Annotated in this window: 14 protein-coding genes; 7 read left to right on the forward strand and 7 right to left on the reverse strand. The window is 53.5% G+C overall.

Going from position 1 to position 17,509, the window contains the following annotated elements:
• Nucleotides 1-83: 83 nt before the first annotated feature.
• From ACRQV7_RS10710 to ACRQV7_RS10725, 4 genes are all read right to left on the reverse strand, one after another.
• Nucleotides 84-1,460, reverse strand: a complete 1,377-nt coding sequence (locus tag ACRQV7_RS10710) for a citrate/2-methylcitrate synthase (protein ID WP_444658115.1) — start codon at nt 1,458-1,460, stop codon at nt 84-86.
• Nucleotides 1,461-1,491: 31 nt separating this feature from the next.
• Nucleotides 1,492-1,935, reverse strand: coding sequence for a MarR family winged helix-turn-helix transcriptional regulator (locus ACRQV7_RS10715; RefSeq protein WP_444658116.1), 444 nt, complete (start codon nt 1,933-1,935; stop codon nt 1,492-1,494).
• 177 nt (nt 1,936-2,112) lie between these two features.
• Nucleotides 2,113-2,979 carry a MurR/RpiR family transcriptional regulator gene (locus tag ACRQV7_RS10720; protein ID WP_444658117.1) on the reverse strand — a complete coding sequence of 289 codons (867 nt, stop codon included), beginning with the start codon at nt 2,977-2,979 and terminating at the stop codon, nt 2,113-2,115.
• Nucleotides 2,980-3,055: 76 nt separating this feature from the next.
• Nucleotides 3,056-4,654, reverse strand: coding sequence for an ABC-F family ATP-binding cassette domain-containing protein (locus ACRQV7_RS10725; protein WP_444658118.1), 1,599 nt, complete (start codon nt 4,652-4,654; stop codon nt 3,056-3,058).
• A 177-nt stretch (nt 4,655-4,831) separates the two neighbouring features.
• Between ACRQV7_RS10725 and ACRQV7_RS10730 the strand changes: the two genes are divergently transcribed.
• Entirely contained in the window at nt 4,832-5,221 is a 390-nt protein-coding gene (locus tag ACRQV7_RS10730) for a metal-dependent transcriptional regulator (RefSeq protein ID WP_444658119.1), read from the forward strand.
• Nucleotides 5,218-6,123 (forward strand): CFI-box-CTERM domain-containing protein, encoded by a 906-nt coding sequence (locus ACRQV7_RS10735; protein ID WP_444658120.1) that lies wholly within the window; start codon nt 5,218-5,220, stop codon nt 6,121-6,123. The genes ACRQV7_RS10730 and ACRQV7_RS10735 overlap by 4 nt, the downstream gene beginning before the upstream one ends.
• Nucleotides 6,124-6,270: 147 nt before the next feature.
• Here the strand turns inward: ACRQV7_RS10735 and ACRQV7_RS10740 are convergent, their stop codons facing one another.
• The gene (locus ACRQV7_RS10740) at nt 6,271-6,831 is read right to left on the reverse strand and encodes a TetR/AcrR family transcriptional regulator (RefSeq protein ID WP_444658121.1); all 561 of its coding nucleotides are present in this window, start codon (nt 6,829-6,831) and stop codon (nt 6,271-6,273) included.
• Between the two features lie 339 nt (nt 6,832-7,170).
• Between ACRQV7_RS10740 and ACRQV7_RS10745 the strand changes: the two genes are divergently transcribed.
• The 5 genes from ACRQV7_RS10745 (at nt 7,171) to ACRQV7_RS10765 (ending at nt 14,018) form a co-directional block, all read left to right on the forward strand.
• A complete protein-coding gene (locus tag ACRQV7_RS10745; RefSeq protein ID WP_444658122.1) occupies nt 7,171-7,872 on the forward strand; it encodes an ABC transporter ATP-binding protein in 702 nt (233 codons plus the stop codon).
• Nucleotides 7,866-10,178 carry an ABC transporter permease gene (locus tag ACRQV7_RS10750; RefSeq protein ID WP_444658123.1) on the forward strand — a complete coding sequence of 771 codons (2,313 nt, stop codon included), beginning with the start codon at nt 7,866-7,868 and terminating at the stop codon, nt 10,176-10,178. Before ACRQV7_RS10745 ends, ACRQV7_RS10750 begins: the two co-directional genes overlap by 7 nt.
• Nucleotides 10,179-10,196: 18 nt before the next feature.
• A complete protein-coding gene (locus ACRQV7_RS10755) occupies nt 10,197-11,366 on the forward strand; it encodes an HlyD family secretion protein (protein ID WP_444658125.1) in 1,170 nt (389 codons plus the stop codon).
• A 67-nt stretch (nt 11,367-11,433) separates the two neighbouring features.
• A complete protein-coding gene (locus ACRQV7_RS10760) occupies nt 11,434-12,687 on the forward strand; it encodes a TolC family protein (protein ID WP_444658126.1) in 1,254 nt (417 codons plus the stop codon).
• A 203-nt stretch (nt 12,688-12,890) separates the two neighbouring features.
• Nucleotides 12,891-14,018 (forward strand): DUF4317 domain-containing protein, encoded by a 1,128-nt coding sequence (locus tag ACRQV7_RS10765; protein WP_444658128.1) that lies wholly within the window; start codon nt 12,891-12,893, stop codon nt 14,016-14,018.
• A gap of 90 nt (nt 14,019-14,108) precedes the next feature.
• Here ACRQV7_RS10765 and ACRQV7_RS10770 read toward each other — a convergent pair whose 3' ends face one another.
• Nucleotides 14,109-14,813, reverse strand: a complete 705-nt coding sequence (locus ACRQV7_RS10770; RefSeq protein ID WP_038325137.1) for a response regulator — start codon at nt 14,811-14,813, stop codon at nt 14,109-14,111.
• The gene (locus ACRQV7_RS10775; protein WP_444658130.1) at nt 14,806-17,508 is read right to left on the reverse strand and encodes a DUF4118 domain-containing protein; all 2,703 of its coding nucleotides are present in this window, start codon (nt 17,506-17,508) and stop codon (nt 14,806-14,808) included. Before ACRQV7_RS10775 ends, ACRQV7_RS10770 begins: the two co-directional genes overlap by 8 nt.
• Between the last annotated feature and the right edge of the window lies 1 nt (nt 17,509).

Consider the following 17,509-nt stretch of genomic DNA (forward strand, 5'->3'; position numbering starts at 1 on the left):
CTTATCGTACAAAAACGGCTGACATTCCGGTCCGCGGAAGGTCAGCCGTTTGAATTTCTCAGGATTTATCCGTAAATAAGCGCTTATCTTTCGTGGAGGGGAACATACTCCCTGTGGGCGGAGATGCTCTTGTACGCGGGGCGGATGATCTTGCCGACGTTGATCAGCTCTTCCAGTAAATGCGCGCTCCATCCGGAGATACGCGCCATGGCGAAAACGGGGGTGAAAAGCTCCGGCGGCAGGCCGAGCATATGGTAGACGAACCCGCTGTAAAAGTCAATGTTCGCGCTGACGCCCTTATAGGTTTTGCGCTCGCGCCCGATCACCTCCGGCGCCAGCCGCTCAACCAGAGAATAGAGCTTGTATTCCTTGGTAAGGCCCTTTTCTTCGGAAAGGCTCCTGACAAACTTCTTGAAAATATTCGCGCGCGGGTCGGAAAGGGAATAAACCGCGTGGCCCATCCCGTAAATCAGGCCGGCCCGGTCAAACGCCTGCTTATTCAGCAGCCTGCTCAGGTAGTCGGCTACCTTGTCCTCGTCCTCCCAGTCGTCGATATTCTGCTTCATATCCTCAAACATCATCACGACCTTGATGTTTGCGCCGCCGTGCTTCGGTCCCTTGAGCGAACTGAGCGCCGCCGCAATGACCGAGTAGGCGTCCGTACCGGAGGACGCGACCACATGGGTGGTAAAGCTGGAATTGTTGCCGCCGCCGTGCTCGGCGTGCAGAACAAGCGCAAGGTCAAGGATACGAGCTTCCAAGGCGGTGTATTGATTGTCGATTCGAAGCATGTACAGAATATTTTCCGCCACGGAGAGCTCCTGCTTGGGCGCATGGATAAAGAAGCTGTAGTTCGGGTCCATGTCGTGGGCGTAGGCCTGATAGCCGTAAACAGCGAGCTGCGGGAAAAGCGCGATCATTTCCAGGCACTGGCGCAGCACATTCGGCAGCGAGGTATCGTTCGGCCTTTCATCGTAGGCGTAAAGAGTGAGGACGCTTCTCGCCAGCGTATTCATCATATCGAACGACGGCGCCTTCATAATAATGTCGCGCACAAAGTTGGTGGGCAGGGTTCTGTATTTGGAAAGGAGCCTTTTGAATTCCTGCAGCCTGCCCTCTTCCGGCAGTTCGCCGAACAGGAGCAGATAGGTCGTCTCCTCAAATCCGAAGCGGTTTTCCGCGATAAAGCCGCGCACAATATCCTGAATATTGATGCCGCGGTAATACAGCTCCCCTTCGCAGGGCACGCTTTTGCCGTCGACTTCCTTCGAAGAAATAATATCCGATATTTCGGTTAAACCGGTCAGGACGCCTTTTCCGTTAATATCGCGCAGGCCGCGCTTCACGTCGTACTGGGCAAACAGGGAGGGTTTGATCGTACTGTGGCTTTTACAAAGGTCCGTCAGCTCCAGAATTTCGGGAGTTACCGTGAAAAAATCTGCGTTTGCCTTTTTCTCCATGTTTCATATCTCCTTTTCTTTACATTATACGCTATTCCTTTTGGGGAATTTTGGTGAGAATTCTGTTAACAATGCGAACCGCGGCGTTAAAATCCTGATAATCCGCTTCGCTGAAGCCATCCATAGCCGATTTCAGCGCTTCGTCAAACTTTTCGCGTCCGTTGTGGATTTCCCCTGCGGTGGTTTCCGAAACGGAAATCCGTATTTTTCGTCTGTCCTTTGCGTCCAGGCTCCGCACAATATGGCCTTCCTCATACAGCTTTTCAATCATGCGGCTCATCTGCTGGCGCGGCATATGCAGGCTGGCGGCCAGCTCGCTCATCGTCATCGGCCCGCTCGCGCACAAAACGCACAGCGCGTTCAGCTGCAGACTTGTAAATTTTCCCCTGAAACGATCTTCAAAAGGCTTTGTCAACGCCCTGTGGACACAAACCAGAAAATGAAAAAGGTCTTCATCGGCCTGCTGATTCGCCATTTCACACACCCTTAATAAACTTTTCATGATAATAAACATTTGTTGATATTTTTACAGTATAACTTTTTGGATGCCGGATTTCAACCAAAATTCTGTGAACGTGCTGTTAATTTTGAGAAAAGGGTAAAAAAATACCCCCGCAGCCCGGCGAAGGTATTCTGTCAATAGAACCTCTGTTCAATAGAGCTTCTTCAAAACGGAACCGGTGGTTTTCTGTTTGTTGGCGCTGCTCTCATCATAGGTCCGTTTGAAATACTCCATATAGATCAGATCGATCAGGAGCATCTGGCTGATTCTGGCCGACGTGGAACCGCCCTGGAGCGGGCCCTCGTTCGTACCGCACAAAATCACCACATCGGAAGATGCGGTCAGCGGCGATTTTGCAAACCGGGTGATACAGACCACTCTGGCGCCCGCTTTTTTTGCCTGCTGTGCCACCTGGATGGTGTCCTTTGTGGCGCCGGAATAGGAAATGACAAACGCCAGATCCTCCGGCGAAAGGATGGAAGCCGCCATTGCCTGTAAATGCGCGTCGGCATAATTGTGGACCTTCGGTGTAATCCGGACAAATTTGTCCACCGCGTCCATAGCGGTCAGCAGGGACGACCCCACGCCGAAAAAATAAATCTGCTCCGCCCCGATCATATCGTCGACGGTCAGGGACAGCGCCTCAAAGTCCAGCAGCGAATACGTTTCGTTCAGCGCGTTGATATTGGTCTGCAGTACCTTTTTGGCTACGTCTTCAAGGGTGTCCTCCTGCGTGATTCTGCCCGAAAGCATGGAGGCGATCCGGCTGCTGTCCTCATCCTCCGAGATGCTCAGCGAAAGCAGCATTTTAAACTCCTGGTAGCCCTGAAGCTGCATGGTCTTGCAGAACCGGAACACGCTGGTGTCCCCCACCCCGCACGCTTCCGCAAGGCCGGTGATGGACAGGAACAAAACCCGTTTCGGGTCCTGAAGAACATAATCGGCCACCTTTTTTTCGGCCTTTGTAAAAAGGTTGTACCTGGCATTGATTTTTAAAAGAAAGTCACCGCTTGCCATCTTTCCGTCCCCTTCCGCAGCGGTATGGCCGGGCGGACCTTTTTGATTTGTCCACCCCGGCTTTTTACAGACAGATTTAAGAGAGGATGCCGTCGCGCGCTTCCAGATATTCGTCATAAGTGGAAACACGGTCGATGACGCCGTCTTCCGTAATTTCGATCACGCGGTTCGCAATGGTCTGGACAAACTGGTGGTCGTGGGAAGCAAACAGCACCACGCCCTTGAAGTCCGTCAGGCCGTTGTTCACGGCGGTAATGGATTCCAGGTCCAGATGGTTGGTCGGCTGGTCCACCACAAGGACATTGGCGCCGAACATCATCATGCGCGAAAGCATGCAGCGCACTTTTTCGCCGCCGGAAAGCACGTTCACCGGCTTTAAAACGTCCTCGCCGGAAAAGAGCATCTTCCCGAGAAAGCCGCGCAGATACGTTTCCGTCGTATCCTTGGAATACTGCTCCAGCCATTTGAGGATGCTTTCCTCACAGCCGTTGAAATAAGCGGAGTTATCCTGGGGAAAATAGGACTGGCTGGTGGAAACGCCCCACTTGAAGGAGCCTTCGTCCGGTTCCAGCTCCTCCATCAGGATTTTAAACAGCGTGGTGTTGGCGATTTCATTGGAGCCGACAAAGGCAATCTTGTCGCCCTTGTTTACGCGGAAGCTGACGTTGTTCAGCACCTTCACACCGTCGACGGTTTTGGAAAGGTCCGTGACCTCAAGGATTTCCTTGCCCGGCTCACGGTCCATGGTAAAGCCGACGTAGGGATACCGGCGCGAAGACGCGGGCATTTCCTCGACGGAGATTTTCTCAAGCAGCTTCTTCCGGGAAGTCGCCTGCTTTGATTTCGACTTGTTGGCGGAAAAGCGCTGGATAAAGCTCTGCAGCTCCTTGATTTTGTCCTCCGCCTTCCTGTTCTGGTCGCGCATGACGCGCTGCATCAGCTGGCTGGACTCGTACCAGAAATCGTAGTTGCCCACATACATCCTGATTTTATTGAAATCGATGTCGACGATATGGGTACAGACGTTATTCAGAAAATGACGGTCATGGGACACCACGATCACCGTTCCCTCATAATCCATCAGAAAGCTTTCCAGCCAGGCGATGGATTTGTTGTCGAGGTCGTTGGTGGGCTCATCCAGAAGAATGATATCCGGCTGCCCGAACAGCGCGCGGGCAAGCAGGACGCGGACCTTTTCCGTTCCCGTGAGGGCGCCCATCACGGAATCCAGCAGCGCATTGTCCAGGCCGAGCCCCTGCAGAAGCTTCCCCGCTTCGGTTTCGGCCTCCCAGCCGTTCAGCTCGGCAAACTCCGCTTCCAGCTCCGCGGCGAGGATTCCGTCCTCGTCGGTAAAGTCCTCTTTTTCGTAAATGGCGTCCTTTTGTTTCCTTACTTCGTACAGACGGGCGTTGCCCATCAGGATGGTTTCAAAAACGGTATAGGAGTCGTAGGCGTGGTGGTCCTGCCTGAGCACGGACATCCGCAGACGGGGGTCAATGACAACCTCGCCCTTTGTGGGCTCCAGTTCGCCGGAAAGAATTTTCAGGAAGGTGGATTTTCCCGCGCCGTTCGCACCGATGACACCGTAGCAGTTCCCGGCGGTAAAAAGCAGATTGACGTGTGAAAACAGGTTCTGGCCGTTAAACCCAAGGCCAAGATCGGATACAGTAATCATAGTTCCTCCAATGTGAAAATAGAAAAGTATACGTTTTAATATTTTAACATAAAACCGCTCAGAAAAATATAGCGGAAATTATGAACTAATCGCAATAACGCTTGTCATTTTTGAGGAACAATGCTACAATATGAAAAATACGGACCGCATTTTCGCGCCAACTTAGGAGGTATACCGGTGAAAATACAGGAATCGGGCGAAAATTATCTTGAAACCATACTGATTTTACAGAATAAAAACGGATATGTCCGTTCGATCGACGTTGCCAATTACCTGGATTTTACCAAGCCAAGCGTCAGCCGGGCCATGAGCATTTTAAAAGAGGCGGGCTACCTTACCATGGAACCGAACGGCAATCTGGTCCTTACGGAGCTGGGGCGCGCAAAGGCCGGCTCCGTGTACGAGCGTCACAACCTGATTGCGCAGTTTCTGGAAATGACCCTCGGGGTCAGCAGCGACATCGCCCTGCAGGACTCCTGCCGTATTGAGCATATTATCAGCGAAGAAAGCTTCGACCGTATCAAACAATATACGCGGGAGCATAGCCGCGACGGAGGTGCCGAATGAATTATATTACCGCACTGTGCCCTCACTGCAAAAAAGAACTGCAGCTGCCGGAGGACGCAGAGGATATTGTGTGCATGTACTGCGCGCAGCCCATTCATGTGAAATCGCTGCTCCTGAAAGCCGAACCGGCAGCGGACGACGACTATCAAAGGCTGATGGAGGAAGCCTTTTCCCTCTTAAAGGACGAGATTTTCATCGTGAAAAACGGGTTTAAAAACGTCAAGCAGAACGTTTATCCCTCCGCATTTGAAAAATACAACAACCTGATTTCCCCCGCCTTGAAAGCATACTGCCTTGCCGCGGCAGGCAAGGATGAAGCGCCCGGCTTCTTTGCGGACGTTCTCTTTGACCGCTTTCAGAAAAAGATTGAAGAAAGCGGGATCAAAAAGGAAAGCGACCCCCGGCTTTTTGAATACCGTTACATGATTGTGGCCTTTACGGTGCCCGCCATCCTGGAACAGCATACTCCCGCCGCCGAAGCGCTTGCGGACAGCTTTTTAAAGGTCTGGAACGAACATTATCCGAAAAATCCGCTCGGGAAATCAAACTATGACACCATCAGCAGCGGCTTCCGAAAAAAGCTGTGCTTTATCACCACCGCGGTCTGCTCCTCGCTCGGCAAGGGAGACGACTGCCCGGAACTGAACGCTTTCCGCCGTTTCCGCGACGGCTGGCTTGCGGCCACGCCACGGGGCAAAGCCAAAATCGGCGAATACTATCTTTTCGCCCCGATGATTGTCAGCGGAATTGACCGGGCGGACAACCGTCAGGCCGTCTACCGGGAAATCTGGGAAAATCACCTCTCCCCCTGTCTGAAATCGCTGGAGGACGGAAACCTGCGGCAATGCGCGGAGCAATACGAAGAAATGATGACGGCTCTCGAACAAAAATGGCTGAGCTGAGCGGCATTGAAAAAGCATAGGAAAGCACGCGGTCCCGCGTTGCTGAACAGCACCCCCATCGTTAGACAGTATGACGTACTGAATAACGATTGGGGTGATTTTTTATCATGCAATCTTTCATAAATACAGGTCCGGGACCATAGCCGCTTACCTGATCCGGGAAGACATGCTGTAAATAATTTCAGCCATTTCCTTCACGGACCTGTTCAGGCCGTTTTTAAGCCAGTACTGTATCAGACCGATGCTCCCGTTTACGACAAATACGAAATAGTCCTCTTTGATGCTTACATTCGCATCCGCTGTGGCTGAGGGAGAAATCCCGCATTCCTGATAGATCAGGGTGAACAGCTGCTTCTGGAAATCGATATCGCCCTGCTCGCTCATCAGGACCTGAATATGCTTCCTGTTCTCAGCAAAGTATTGGAAAATCCCTTCGAGGACCTCCATCGATTCGTATTTGTCCGTTTTACCGATCAGATTGGTAAGCGTCTCCTTCACCCAGGAAAGAGTCTCGTCCTCAATTTTGCGAAGGAGGTCGTACTGGTCGGTATAATACGCATAGAAAGTCGTACGGTTGATGTCCGCGTTTTCACACAGCTCTTTAATGGTGATTTTTGTAATCGGCTTTTTCTCCATTAACTCAAACAGGCTGTCCTGCAAAGTCATGCGCGTATAACGTGTTTTTCGGCTCTCTTTCATTTCCTTCATAAAGCGCGTCTCTCCCCCTCATTTAACAATCGAATGCAATGGATTCTGTTCTGAAATCAACAGTTTCACAGTATTTTGTTGTAAACATTACAATCTATAAGCATCTGATGGTTGCAAAATAAACATAGTGTCATTATAATAAGTTTCTGGTTGAATGTCAAGAATGAACATGGTTTTCCCAGGGAGAATTTTGGAGCATCGCCGGTCAAGACAATCATCATGTGTAAGGATATGCGACCGGGCATCTCAACATCGGGCCGTGGAATTGGTCCCACCCGGGTCAGGATGCAAAGATCCGACATTTTAATAGAAGCAGTTACATAACAAGGGAGATCATTCATGGATTTTATCACATTTGAAAACGTGGAAAGGGAGTATCGCGTCGGAGACGCCGTCATCAAGGCGGTGGACGGCATCAGCTTCAGCCTCGGCAGCGGCACATTCAACGTGGTGCTCGGACAGAGCGGCGCGGGAAAAACCACGGTGCTCAACATGCTGGGCGGCATGGATTCGCCGACAGCCGGCAGGATTATTGTCAACGGAAGCGAGGTCTCCGGTATGTCGGAGCGGGAGCTTACCGACTACCGCCGCACACAGATCGGTTTTGTATTCCAATTTTACAACCTGGTGCCGAATCTTACAGCACTGGAAAATGTGCAGCTCGCAGAGGAGATTTGTCCCGAGCCGCTCGACGCGCGCGAAATGCTGCGGCGAGTCGGTCTTGAAAAGCGGATGGACAATTTCCCCAGCCAGATGTCGGGCGGCGAGCAGCAGCGTGTCTCTATCGCGCGGGCACTGGCAAAGAACCCGCAGATCGTACTGTGCGACGAACCGACCGGCGCGCTGGATTCCGAGACAGGGCGAAAAGTTCTGCGGCTCATTCGCGACGTTGCGAACGACCTTGGCAAGACGGTCATCATCGTTACGCACAACGCGCCGATTTCTGAGATGGCTCAGACGGTGCTGTATATGAGGGACGGAAAAATCGCCGAAACGGAGTTCCACGAGCACCCCAAAGAGGTGGAGGAAATCCTATGGTAAAGGGCGCCCTGTTCAGGAAATCCCTGCGCGACATGAAGAAGTCGAAAGCGCAGTTTATCTCGATTTTCATTATGGCGGCGCTGGCCGTTTCCCTTATGACGGGCCTCGACAGCATCTGGTTCACCGTTCAGAACCACGCGGACGCCATGTACCGCGCGACAAACCTTTCCGATTTTTGGGTGACCGTGCAGAATCCCTCGGAACAGCAGCTCTGGGGCATCCGTCAGATCGACGGGGTGACGCAGGTGGAGAAGCGCTTTTCCGCCGACGCGGATACGGATCTGCCCGGCAACCCCACCTTGCACATTTACGCGCTCAGTGACCGCAGCACTCTTGACCAGCCGGAGATGCAGGAGGGAAAATTCAGCAAAAGCGGCGGCGCGGTGCTGGACAGCGCTTTTGCCAAGGCGCACAACCTGAAAATCGGTGACCGGATCTCCGTCAAGCTGAACGGCGTTTGGCTGCGCCTGCCAATCGACGGGCTGGCGCTGAACAGCGAGCAGGTTTTTGCCCTGAAAAACTCCGCCACTGTTATGCCGGATCCGGCCGCATACGGTTTCGCGGTGATACGCTCCGGCGTGCTGGGGAGCGTTTACGGACAGAAAGTCTACAACCAGATCAGCGTAAAAACCGCGCCGGGCACCGATCTGATACAGGTGGAACAAAAAGCGAACGCCGTCATCGGCGACGGCCTCATCGGCATGACCCTTCAGAAAGACAACAGCAGCGTCAGCGGTGTGAGCGGCCGGGTTCAGCAGATCAAGTCGCTCTCCTTCATATTCCCGCTTCTGTTTTTCCTCATCACCGCGCTGATCACGCAAAGTACGATGACACGGCTGGTGGAAAACCAGCGCGGTCAGATCGGGATCCTGAAGGCTCTGGGCTACAGCAAACGGAGCATCCTCTGGCACTACGCCTCCTACGGAGTCATGATCGGCGTGCTCGGCGCGTTCACCGGCCTTGCGGCGGGGCCAAACATCTTTGGCAGGTTGTTGGTGCCGCGGATGAAGCTGGCGTTTGCCGACTACCGTATCAGCGTCAATTTTGCGCACTTTGCGTTTGCCCTCCTTCTGATCCTTCTGTGCACGGGAGGCATTTCGTTTTACGCCTGCTGGAAACTCCAGGGGGACACCCCTGCGGTGCTTCTCCGGGAAAAGCCGCCGAACAAAGGAGATCACATTTTTCTGGAAACTCTCCCCTCCCTCTGGCAGAAAATGAAGTTCAGCAGCAAGCTGATTGCGCGGAACACTCTGAAGAACAAGAGCCGTCTCATCATGAGCACCATTGGCGTTATGGGCTGCACCGGCGTGATTATTGCGGCGCTGGGAGTCCGAAGCATGCTTTCGGGGATCAACGAGCAAATGTATGAGTCCACCTTTGTCTATGATCAGAAGATCATCCTCGACACTACAAAGACCGATTCCCGTTACCTTGGCAACCTGGGGCTGGACGGGGTCATACAGCAGCTGGAGGAATCCGCCATTGGGGTGATCTCCCCGGGCGGCGAACGGAAAATGGAGCCGATCACCATCACAACCGGCGACAGCCCCCTGATCCATCTGCAGGACGCTGCCGGGAATCCCGTTTCCCTGCCGGAAAACGGGATCCTCATGAGCCGCAAGCTGTGCGAGACGCTCGGGGTTCAGCCGGGAGACAGCATCCGGATCAAGCGCACGAACGAAGGATATGTCTCCGTGCCGATTGTACAGACGGCCTACTTTGCCTCCGGCCAGGGAATTTACATGACCGATACTTACTGGAAATCCCTCGGGGAGACCTTCGAGCCGACAGCTCTGCTTGTGAAATGGAACGGCGCGCCGGACCAAAGGTTCCTGGCAAGCGACGCGGTGGCAGACGCGACGACGCGTGAAAGCCAGCAGTCCGGTCTTGCTTCCAGCACACAGGTGGTGAACCTCGCGGTGATCATGATGATCGTTATGGGCGCGGCGCTGGCGTTTGTGGTGCTGTACAATACCGGCATCCTCAATTTTGCCGAGCGGATCCGCGACCTTGCGACGCTGCGGGTACTCGGCTTCCGCCACCGGGAAATTCAGAATCTGGTGCTGATTGAAAATTATTTTTCCGTGCTGCTCGGCATGCTGTCCGGTATTCCCGTAGGGCGGTATCTGTCGTGGCTGATCGCAAGCAAAATGGGAGAACAGATGGACCTTCTGGGCAGCATCACGCTGCCGGACGTGCTAATCGCCGGGATATTGACCCTGTGCTTCGCCTGGATCGTCAACAACGTCGTAGCCCGGAAAATGAAACAGATCGACATGCTTGAAGCGCTGAAAAGCGTCGAATAAAAATAGATGGAGGAACCCATGAAGGATTGGTTTTTACCAGTGAAGGGCTGGATTTTATCTCATAAAAAAACGGCGTTGGCCGGGGCGTGCGCGCTCGCCGCGCTCTTCGTCGTACTCGGAATCTTTTTTCACCAGAAAAGCGTCCCCACTGCTCCGCAGAAGACGGATTCTGCGGCTTCGGCAGATCGGGCCGGAGAGATCGACGCGTGGGGCGAGGTGAAATACACCCGCATGGAGGACATCAGCGTCGACTTCCCGTCGATCGTGACGGATGTATTGGTGAAGGAGGGCGAGCGGGTCACGCTCGGCCAGCCGCTCGTAACGCTGGACCTTTCCGAATACAGCGGGAACGTCGAGAAGCTGAAGCAGCAGTTAGCCGCAAACCAGGCGGCGCTGCCCGCCGCCACACAGGACACCGCCGCTCTGGAGGCCGACATTGCCCAGACACAGAGCCAAATCGCGCGCAAAACGACGGAATATAACAAGGGCACGAGCCCCGATTTGAAGCTCGCTCAAACACAGCTCGACACCGCGAAGCGCAACCTCTCGAACTACCAGGCGCTCTACAGCGCGGGCGGGGCCTCGAAGGAAACGCTGAACCAGTATAAGGACGCCGTGACCCAGGCCACAGAAACCCTGCAAAAAACCAAAAACGCCCTGAAAGACGAGCTTGACCAGCTGAACGTCTCGCTCAAATCCAAGCAGGCGCAGCTTTCACAGGCAAAGCTCGGCAACACCGCGAATATCACGAAACAGCAGGGCGGCGTCTCCTCCGCACAGGTGGATCTGGACGCCATGACGGCCAAAACCGCAAAAACCTATTTCAAGGGGAACCAGATCATCTCCGATATCAAAAACGGAATCGTACAGAATATCACGGTCAGCAGCGCGGCCCATTTAGGCGTACAGGGCGCGCCGACCAAGGTGCTCCAGATCATCGACGCGGACTCCATCGCCATCAGCGCGGAGGTTGACGAGGAATTTATCGGCAGCGTGAAAGCCGGCGAAACCGTCAGGATCGTGCCGGCCTCGGCCCCGGACGCCTCGCTCACCGGTACGGTTACACAGATTCCCGACCTGGCCGTGGAGAAGGACGGCAAGCGCGTCGTGCACGTGCTGATAAAGCCCAACGACCCGAACGGCCTGCTGAAGCCGGGTTACACCGTGGATGTTTATTTTTCAAAATAAATATTCCAAACAATAATTTTCTTCACAGTGATCAGACAAAATTTTTATTGCAAAGGGAGGAAGCCTTATGAACTTTCAAAAAATCACCGCAGGGCTGCTGTCCGTTTTTCTTCTGGCAGGGACCTCGGTTCCCGCGCTCGCCGACACGGCCTCCGACGCGGTCACAGCCGCTCCCCAGATCGTAAATGTAAATTACGCGGACATTGAGTTTCTCGTGCGTTCGGGCAATCAGACCATCCGCGCAAATGAAAAAACGCTGGACAGTCTGAACAGCAACGACGCGGCCGGGCAGAAGCAGCAGGAACTCGCCGCCAGCCGCGCTTCCCTGCAAAGCGTGAGCGACCAGCTCCAAAGCGCTTACAATGCCGTCGCCGCTCTGCCCTCCTCGCCGGAGCAGCAAGCCATTGCATCATCGCTCCAAGGCAGTCTCGCATCAATCGCAGCCATCCGTTCCATCCTGAGCGCCCAAAGCGATCAGCTCGACGTAAGCGAGGACACCATCGACCAGACCGAGCTGCAGATGAACGACGCCGCCGACCAGATCGTCGTAACGGCGCAGAAGCTTTATGTGACGTTTCACTACCTGAACGCCGAGCGCAATCAGCTGCTCAAGCAGCAGCAGGCGCTGGACGACACGCTGAAAATCACGCAGCTAAAAGCCGACCTCGGCCTCATTACGCAGACCGACCTGCTCAACGCCCGGCAGCAGAAAAACACATTGGCGGATACCCTCACCGCGCTGGCGAACCAGATGCGGACGGTGAAAAACAATCTTCAGGTGCTTCTGGGATACTCGTCCGATTACGACCTCTCGATTTCTTCCGCACCGTCGCCGGATGCAAATTTCTCCGCCGCAGTGAACGAGGCGGCCGACCGGCAGACGGCGCAGAGCGCAAACTGGACGCTGAAAGAAAAAAAGCTGGCGAAGGAAATCGCCGACGACGACAAGGATTCCGATCTGGATTCAACGGTCGACGACTATCGCGCGGCGTCGCTGAATTACAGTCTTGCGCTGAACACATTCAACGCTTCCTTCCAGCAGGTGTACAACGACGTGGCGGAAAAGCAGAGCCGCCTTGCCTCGGCGCAGGCGGCTTACGACGCGAAAACGAAAACGCTTGACGCCGTAAAGCTCCAGAACATACTGGGGATCGCCTCGGCACTCGAACTGAAAAACGCGCAGACGGACCTGGACAGCGCACAGGCCGCGCTCGATCAGGCGAAGCTCAATCTTTTTTCTTCCCAGGAGCAGTACCGCTGGGCGCTTCGGGGCGTGATCAGCACATCCTCCACACAAGAGCAGTCCTCCGCACAGGGATGACGGGCTTTTCATGAAACGCTTCCATTGTAAACGATGGTGACCGGGAAGCCTTACATACAAGGTTCCGAGGAAGCCACGGCAGCCGGGACGAAAAAAAGAGCAGTCAAAGCTTTCTTCGTCAGGATGACAAAAGCATTCCTCCGTGATATAATCAAAAATACATGACTGGAGCCAAATGACATATAGAATTGAGCGAGGATGCTATGAACGAAAAAGAAATTGCAGAAATCCGCCGCCGCTTTCGTCCGGACAAGAGCAATATTACCCGGATACGCGGCTGTTACGTCAACGATCAGAAAGAAATTGTTTCGGAGTTCAGCCAGCCGCTGGGGTTAATGCCCCAGGAGGAGTCCGAAGAGCTGCTGGCCATTCTGAAGAAGACGCTGTCCGGGGCGATTGGAAAGAACCTGATCGACATTGAATTTGCGACTCAGCAGGTCCTGAAAGGCGAAGAGCACAAGCTGCTGATGGCGCTCAAAGATTCCTCGCTGGAAAGCGATGACGCCGTGAGGGGATTTTACGGACGCGTGATTCAGACGCTCAATATGGAAGGCCATTACCTGATTCTTCTGGCTTACGACCAGTACGATGTTCCCTACTATACAAAAGACGGAGAAAAGCAGGAGGATTCCTCGGAGGTATTTTCGTACTTCCTGTGCAGCATCTGCCCTGTAAAATTAACAAAACCGGCGCTTGGCTACTATGTTTCCGAAAACAGCTTCCGCAACATCAGGACGGACTGGGTCGTGTCGGCGCCGGAGCTTGGATTCCTGTTTCCGGCTTTCAACGACCGCAGCGCCAACATTTACAACGCCCTTTACTACTCCCGCAACATTGCGGAGAACCATACGGAATTCGTCGACACCGTATTCAAAAGCGAGATTCCAATGCCCGCCGCCGCACAGAAGGAAACCTTCCAGGCCATTTTGGAGGATACCGTTGCCGAGGACTGCAGCTTCGATGTCGTGCAGGCGGTTCAGGGACAGTTGTCCGAAATGATCGAGGAGCACAAGAACAATAAAGAAGAGGAGCCGCTGGCCGTCTCCAAAAAAACGGTAAAGGGGATTCTGGAATCCTGCGGCGTCTCCGAAGCCCGCGTGACCGCCTTTGAAGAAAAGTTTGACACCGAGTTCGGCGCCGATGCCGAGATCAGTCCGCGGAATCTGATTGATACAAAGCAGCTGGAGGTCCGCACTCCCGACGTGACGATCCGTGTAAATCCGGAGCGCAACGACCTGGTTGAAACACGGATCATCGACGGCACCAAATACATTTTGATCCGCGCGGACGAAGGCGTCGAGGTAAACGGAGTGAACATCCATATTTCGTAACGGCACCCTGACCGCTTTCTCCATCCGCTGTCCTCTTACGGCATCATCTGTCCGTAAATTTTAAAGACGCTTCTTTTTCCGCAACCAGATTTACTCCATAACCCGGCTCATCCTGTAACCGATGCCAATGCGCGTCTGGATGTAAACCGGTTTGGAGGGGTCTGGTTCTATTTTTTTTCTGAGCGTCGCCATGAATACCCTGACCAGGGAAGAATCGGATTCCAGCGGATTTGGCCAGACATTCGTCAGGATAAAATGATAGGTCAGCACCTTGCCGACATTTTTCGCCAGAAGGCACAGCAGCTTATATTCAATAGGAGTCAGATGAACTTCCCGTCCATCCACAAAAACCGATGCGGCGGAATAATCTATTTTTAAGGCTCCGTTCTCAAAGGACGCCTCGTCCAGAACGGGACGGCTGTCATATTGCATTTTCCGGACCGCAACACGGATTCTTGCCAAAAGCTCCTCTACGCTGAAGGGTTTTGTCAGGTAATCGTCGGCGCCGGCGTCAAGGGCCCTGATGATATCCCTGTCCTCGCTTCTGGCGCTTACCACAATAATCGGACGGTTTGACCACGTACGGATTTTCCGGATCACCTTCATGCCGTCTATGTCCGGAAGTCCCAGATCCAGGATCATGACGTCCGGATTTTTGGAAGCGGCCTGTGAAATTGCCGACTCCCCCGTGGAGGCAGTCAGCAGCGAATAGGAATGGGACGCGTTTAACGTTGTTGTAAGCAGATTGCGTACCGCTTTATCATCTTCCACAACCAAAATCGAAGTTTTATCCATGATGATCTATCTCCTCCAGCCGCAGAGAAAAGCCGAACACTGTTCCGTGCGGCTGGTTATCTCTGACGTATATTTCCCTGCCGTGGGCGTTGACGATCGATTTGCACAGGGAAAGCCCGATCCCGAGCCCTCTTCTGCTGTCGCCGATTTCATTATTGGCCGTATAAAACATGTCGAATATCTGCTTTTTGTCCTTGTCCGGGATTCCCTTCCCGTTATCTGAAATTTCAACGATTACCCATTGCTTTCGCTGGAACGCGCGGATGACGATCCGGGAACCGGCCGGCGTATAGGTGATTGCGTTGTTCACGATGTTGATGATCGTCTGGACGATCAGATGGGCGTCCACCCGGACCATCAGCATATCATCCTCCAGAACCGTGCTGATCTGATGCTCCGCGCCGTGCCTGTCTGTATGGAGCAGCGCTTCCGCAATCAGGTCCTGCACCAGCTCCGGCTGCGTTTCAATGCTCAGCCGTCCGTCGTCGATTCTGGTGACGGCAAGGATGTTTTCAACCAGATTGATCAGCCACAGCGAATCCTCGTAAATATTTTCGAGAAGCCTGTGTATCTTTGCTTCTTCGATTTGCGTTCCTTCCGATAAAAGGATGCTCGCATTCCCCGAGATGCTGGTAAGCGGCGTGCGCAGATCATGCGAAATGGCCCGCAGAAGATTTGCGCGCAGCCTCTCCTTTTCCGCTTTCATGGACGCCTGATTCTGCTTTTCATTGAGATTATATTTTTCAATCGCGAAGGAAATTTCATAAATCATTCCTTCCAAAAGGGAACGCCCGAAAACCTCCAGCCCTTCCCTGTTCCACATCGGGATGCCGATGACCGCCAGAACCGTATCCTTTCCCTTGACGGGCAGATACAGGGATTTTGCGCCCGGAAGAGTATCCGTCGAAATCCCCGCCGGCTTTCTGTTATGGTAGACCCAGACCGCGACGGCATATTCTTCCTCGCCGGAATATTCCGCCGGCAGCGGGTGGGACGGGTCGGCGCTGTAAATCCACGGTTTTTGAAGCTCCCCGTCCTTTACCGCAAAAAACATTACCGACTGGTTCAGAAGCCTGGATATCTGCTGAGAGGATTTCTCGACAATTTCGTGGAATTCATTCGCGCGCTGCAGCTTCCGGCTGGTTTCCAGCAGAATCCCCGTACGGTGCGCGGTGACGGCCGCAGCCTTCGCCTGATATTTCACCCTCATGGTAAGGGAACTCGTGATGAGGGACGAAATCAGCATAATCAGGAAGGTAACCGGATAATCCGTGCCATAGGCGTTAAAGGTGAACCTCGGTTCAATAAACACATAATTGTAAATCAGCACGCTTAAAACAGAGGAGCCCAAGCCGTAGATTCTGCCGTTCGTCTGATTGGAAATAATGAGGACGCCTAAAATATAAATGGTGATGATATTGATCTGAACATAATGAAGGCTGGAAAAAAGAATCCCGACAAAAGTACACAAAGCCAAAATCCCGGCCATTTTCAGCAGGTCGGACAGATGAAAATGCTCCTGAATGTGTCTTCGGACCGTTTCCGGACGGTGGGGCGGCAAATTGTCCGGGATGATGTATACGTCCATATTGGGCGCCAGCGAGGTAAGCCTCTCCACAAAATTCGGTTTTGCAAAGAAGAGTCCGGGCTTATTGTTGGAACGCCCCATGACGATTTTTGACACGCCGCCGGCATTGGCGTACTCCGAAATCTGGTATGCCACGTCGTCGCCGTAAACGGTTGCGATTTTCGCCCCGAGCTGTTCGGCAAGCTTCAGATTTTCACGCAGGCGCACCCTGTTTTTGTCGTTTAATTCCTTCGTGTGCGGCGTTTCCACAAAAAGCGCCGTAAAGGAAGCGTGGAACGCGCTTGCGAACCGGGCAGCGGTACGGATCACCTTCGCGTTGGAGGGAGAGCTGCTCAGACAGACAAGGATGTGCTCGCCCGTATAATAGGGAGCGTCCCGGACTTCCGCCCGGTTTGATTCCACTTCCCTGTTCACCTTGTCCGCGATCCTGCGCAGCGCGATCTCACGCAGGGCCACAAGGTTGTCCCGCGTGAAGAAATGGCGCAGCGCGCGTTTTGCCTGCGTTTCCTTATAAATTTTTCTGGCGTTTAAACGCTCGATCAAAACATCGGGCTCAATATCGACCAGCTCCACCTGCGTGGCTCTGTCGAAGATAAAATCCGGCACCCTTTCCTTCACCGTAATGTGGGTGACGGAGGCGACAATATCGTTCAGGCTTTCCAAATGCTGTACGTTCAGCGTGGTATAAACGTTGATTCCGGCGTTCAAAAGCTCCTCAATATCGTCGTAACGCTTAATGTGCCTGCATCCCGACGCGTTGGTATGGGCAAGCTCGTCCACCAGAATCAGTTCCGGCCTGCGTTTCAGCGCCGCGTCCAAATCAAATTCATTCAGCACAATCCCCCGGTAAGCGACCTTTTTAACAGGGATGTCTTCAAACCCCTGCGCCAGAGACATGGTATCGGGGCGGGAATGCGGTTCGATATACCCCAGAACCACGTCCACCCCGGCCTTTTGCTCGGAACGGGCGGCGTCCAGCATGGCGTAGGTTTTTCCCACGCCGGCCGCGTAACCGAAAAAGATTTTGAGTGTTCCCCGTTTGGCTTTCCCCTCATGATCGTTGATCTTTTTCAGCAAAGTCTCGGGAGTCGGACGCTCGCCGCTCATT

Source organism: Caproiciproducens lactatisolvens (genome assembly GCF_052443335.1).
In the GTDB taxonomy this organism is placed as follows: domain Bacteria; phylum Bacillota; class Clostridia; order Oscillospirales; family Acutalibacteraceae; genus Caproiciproducens.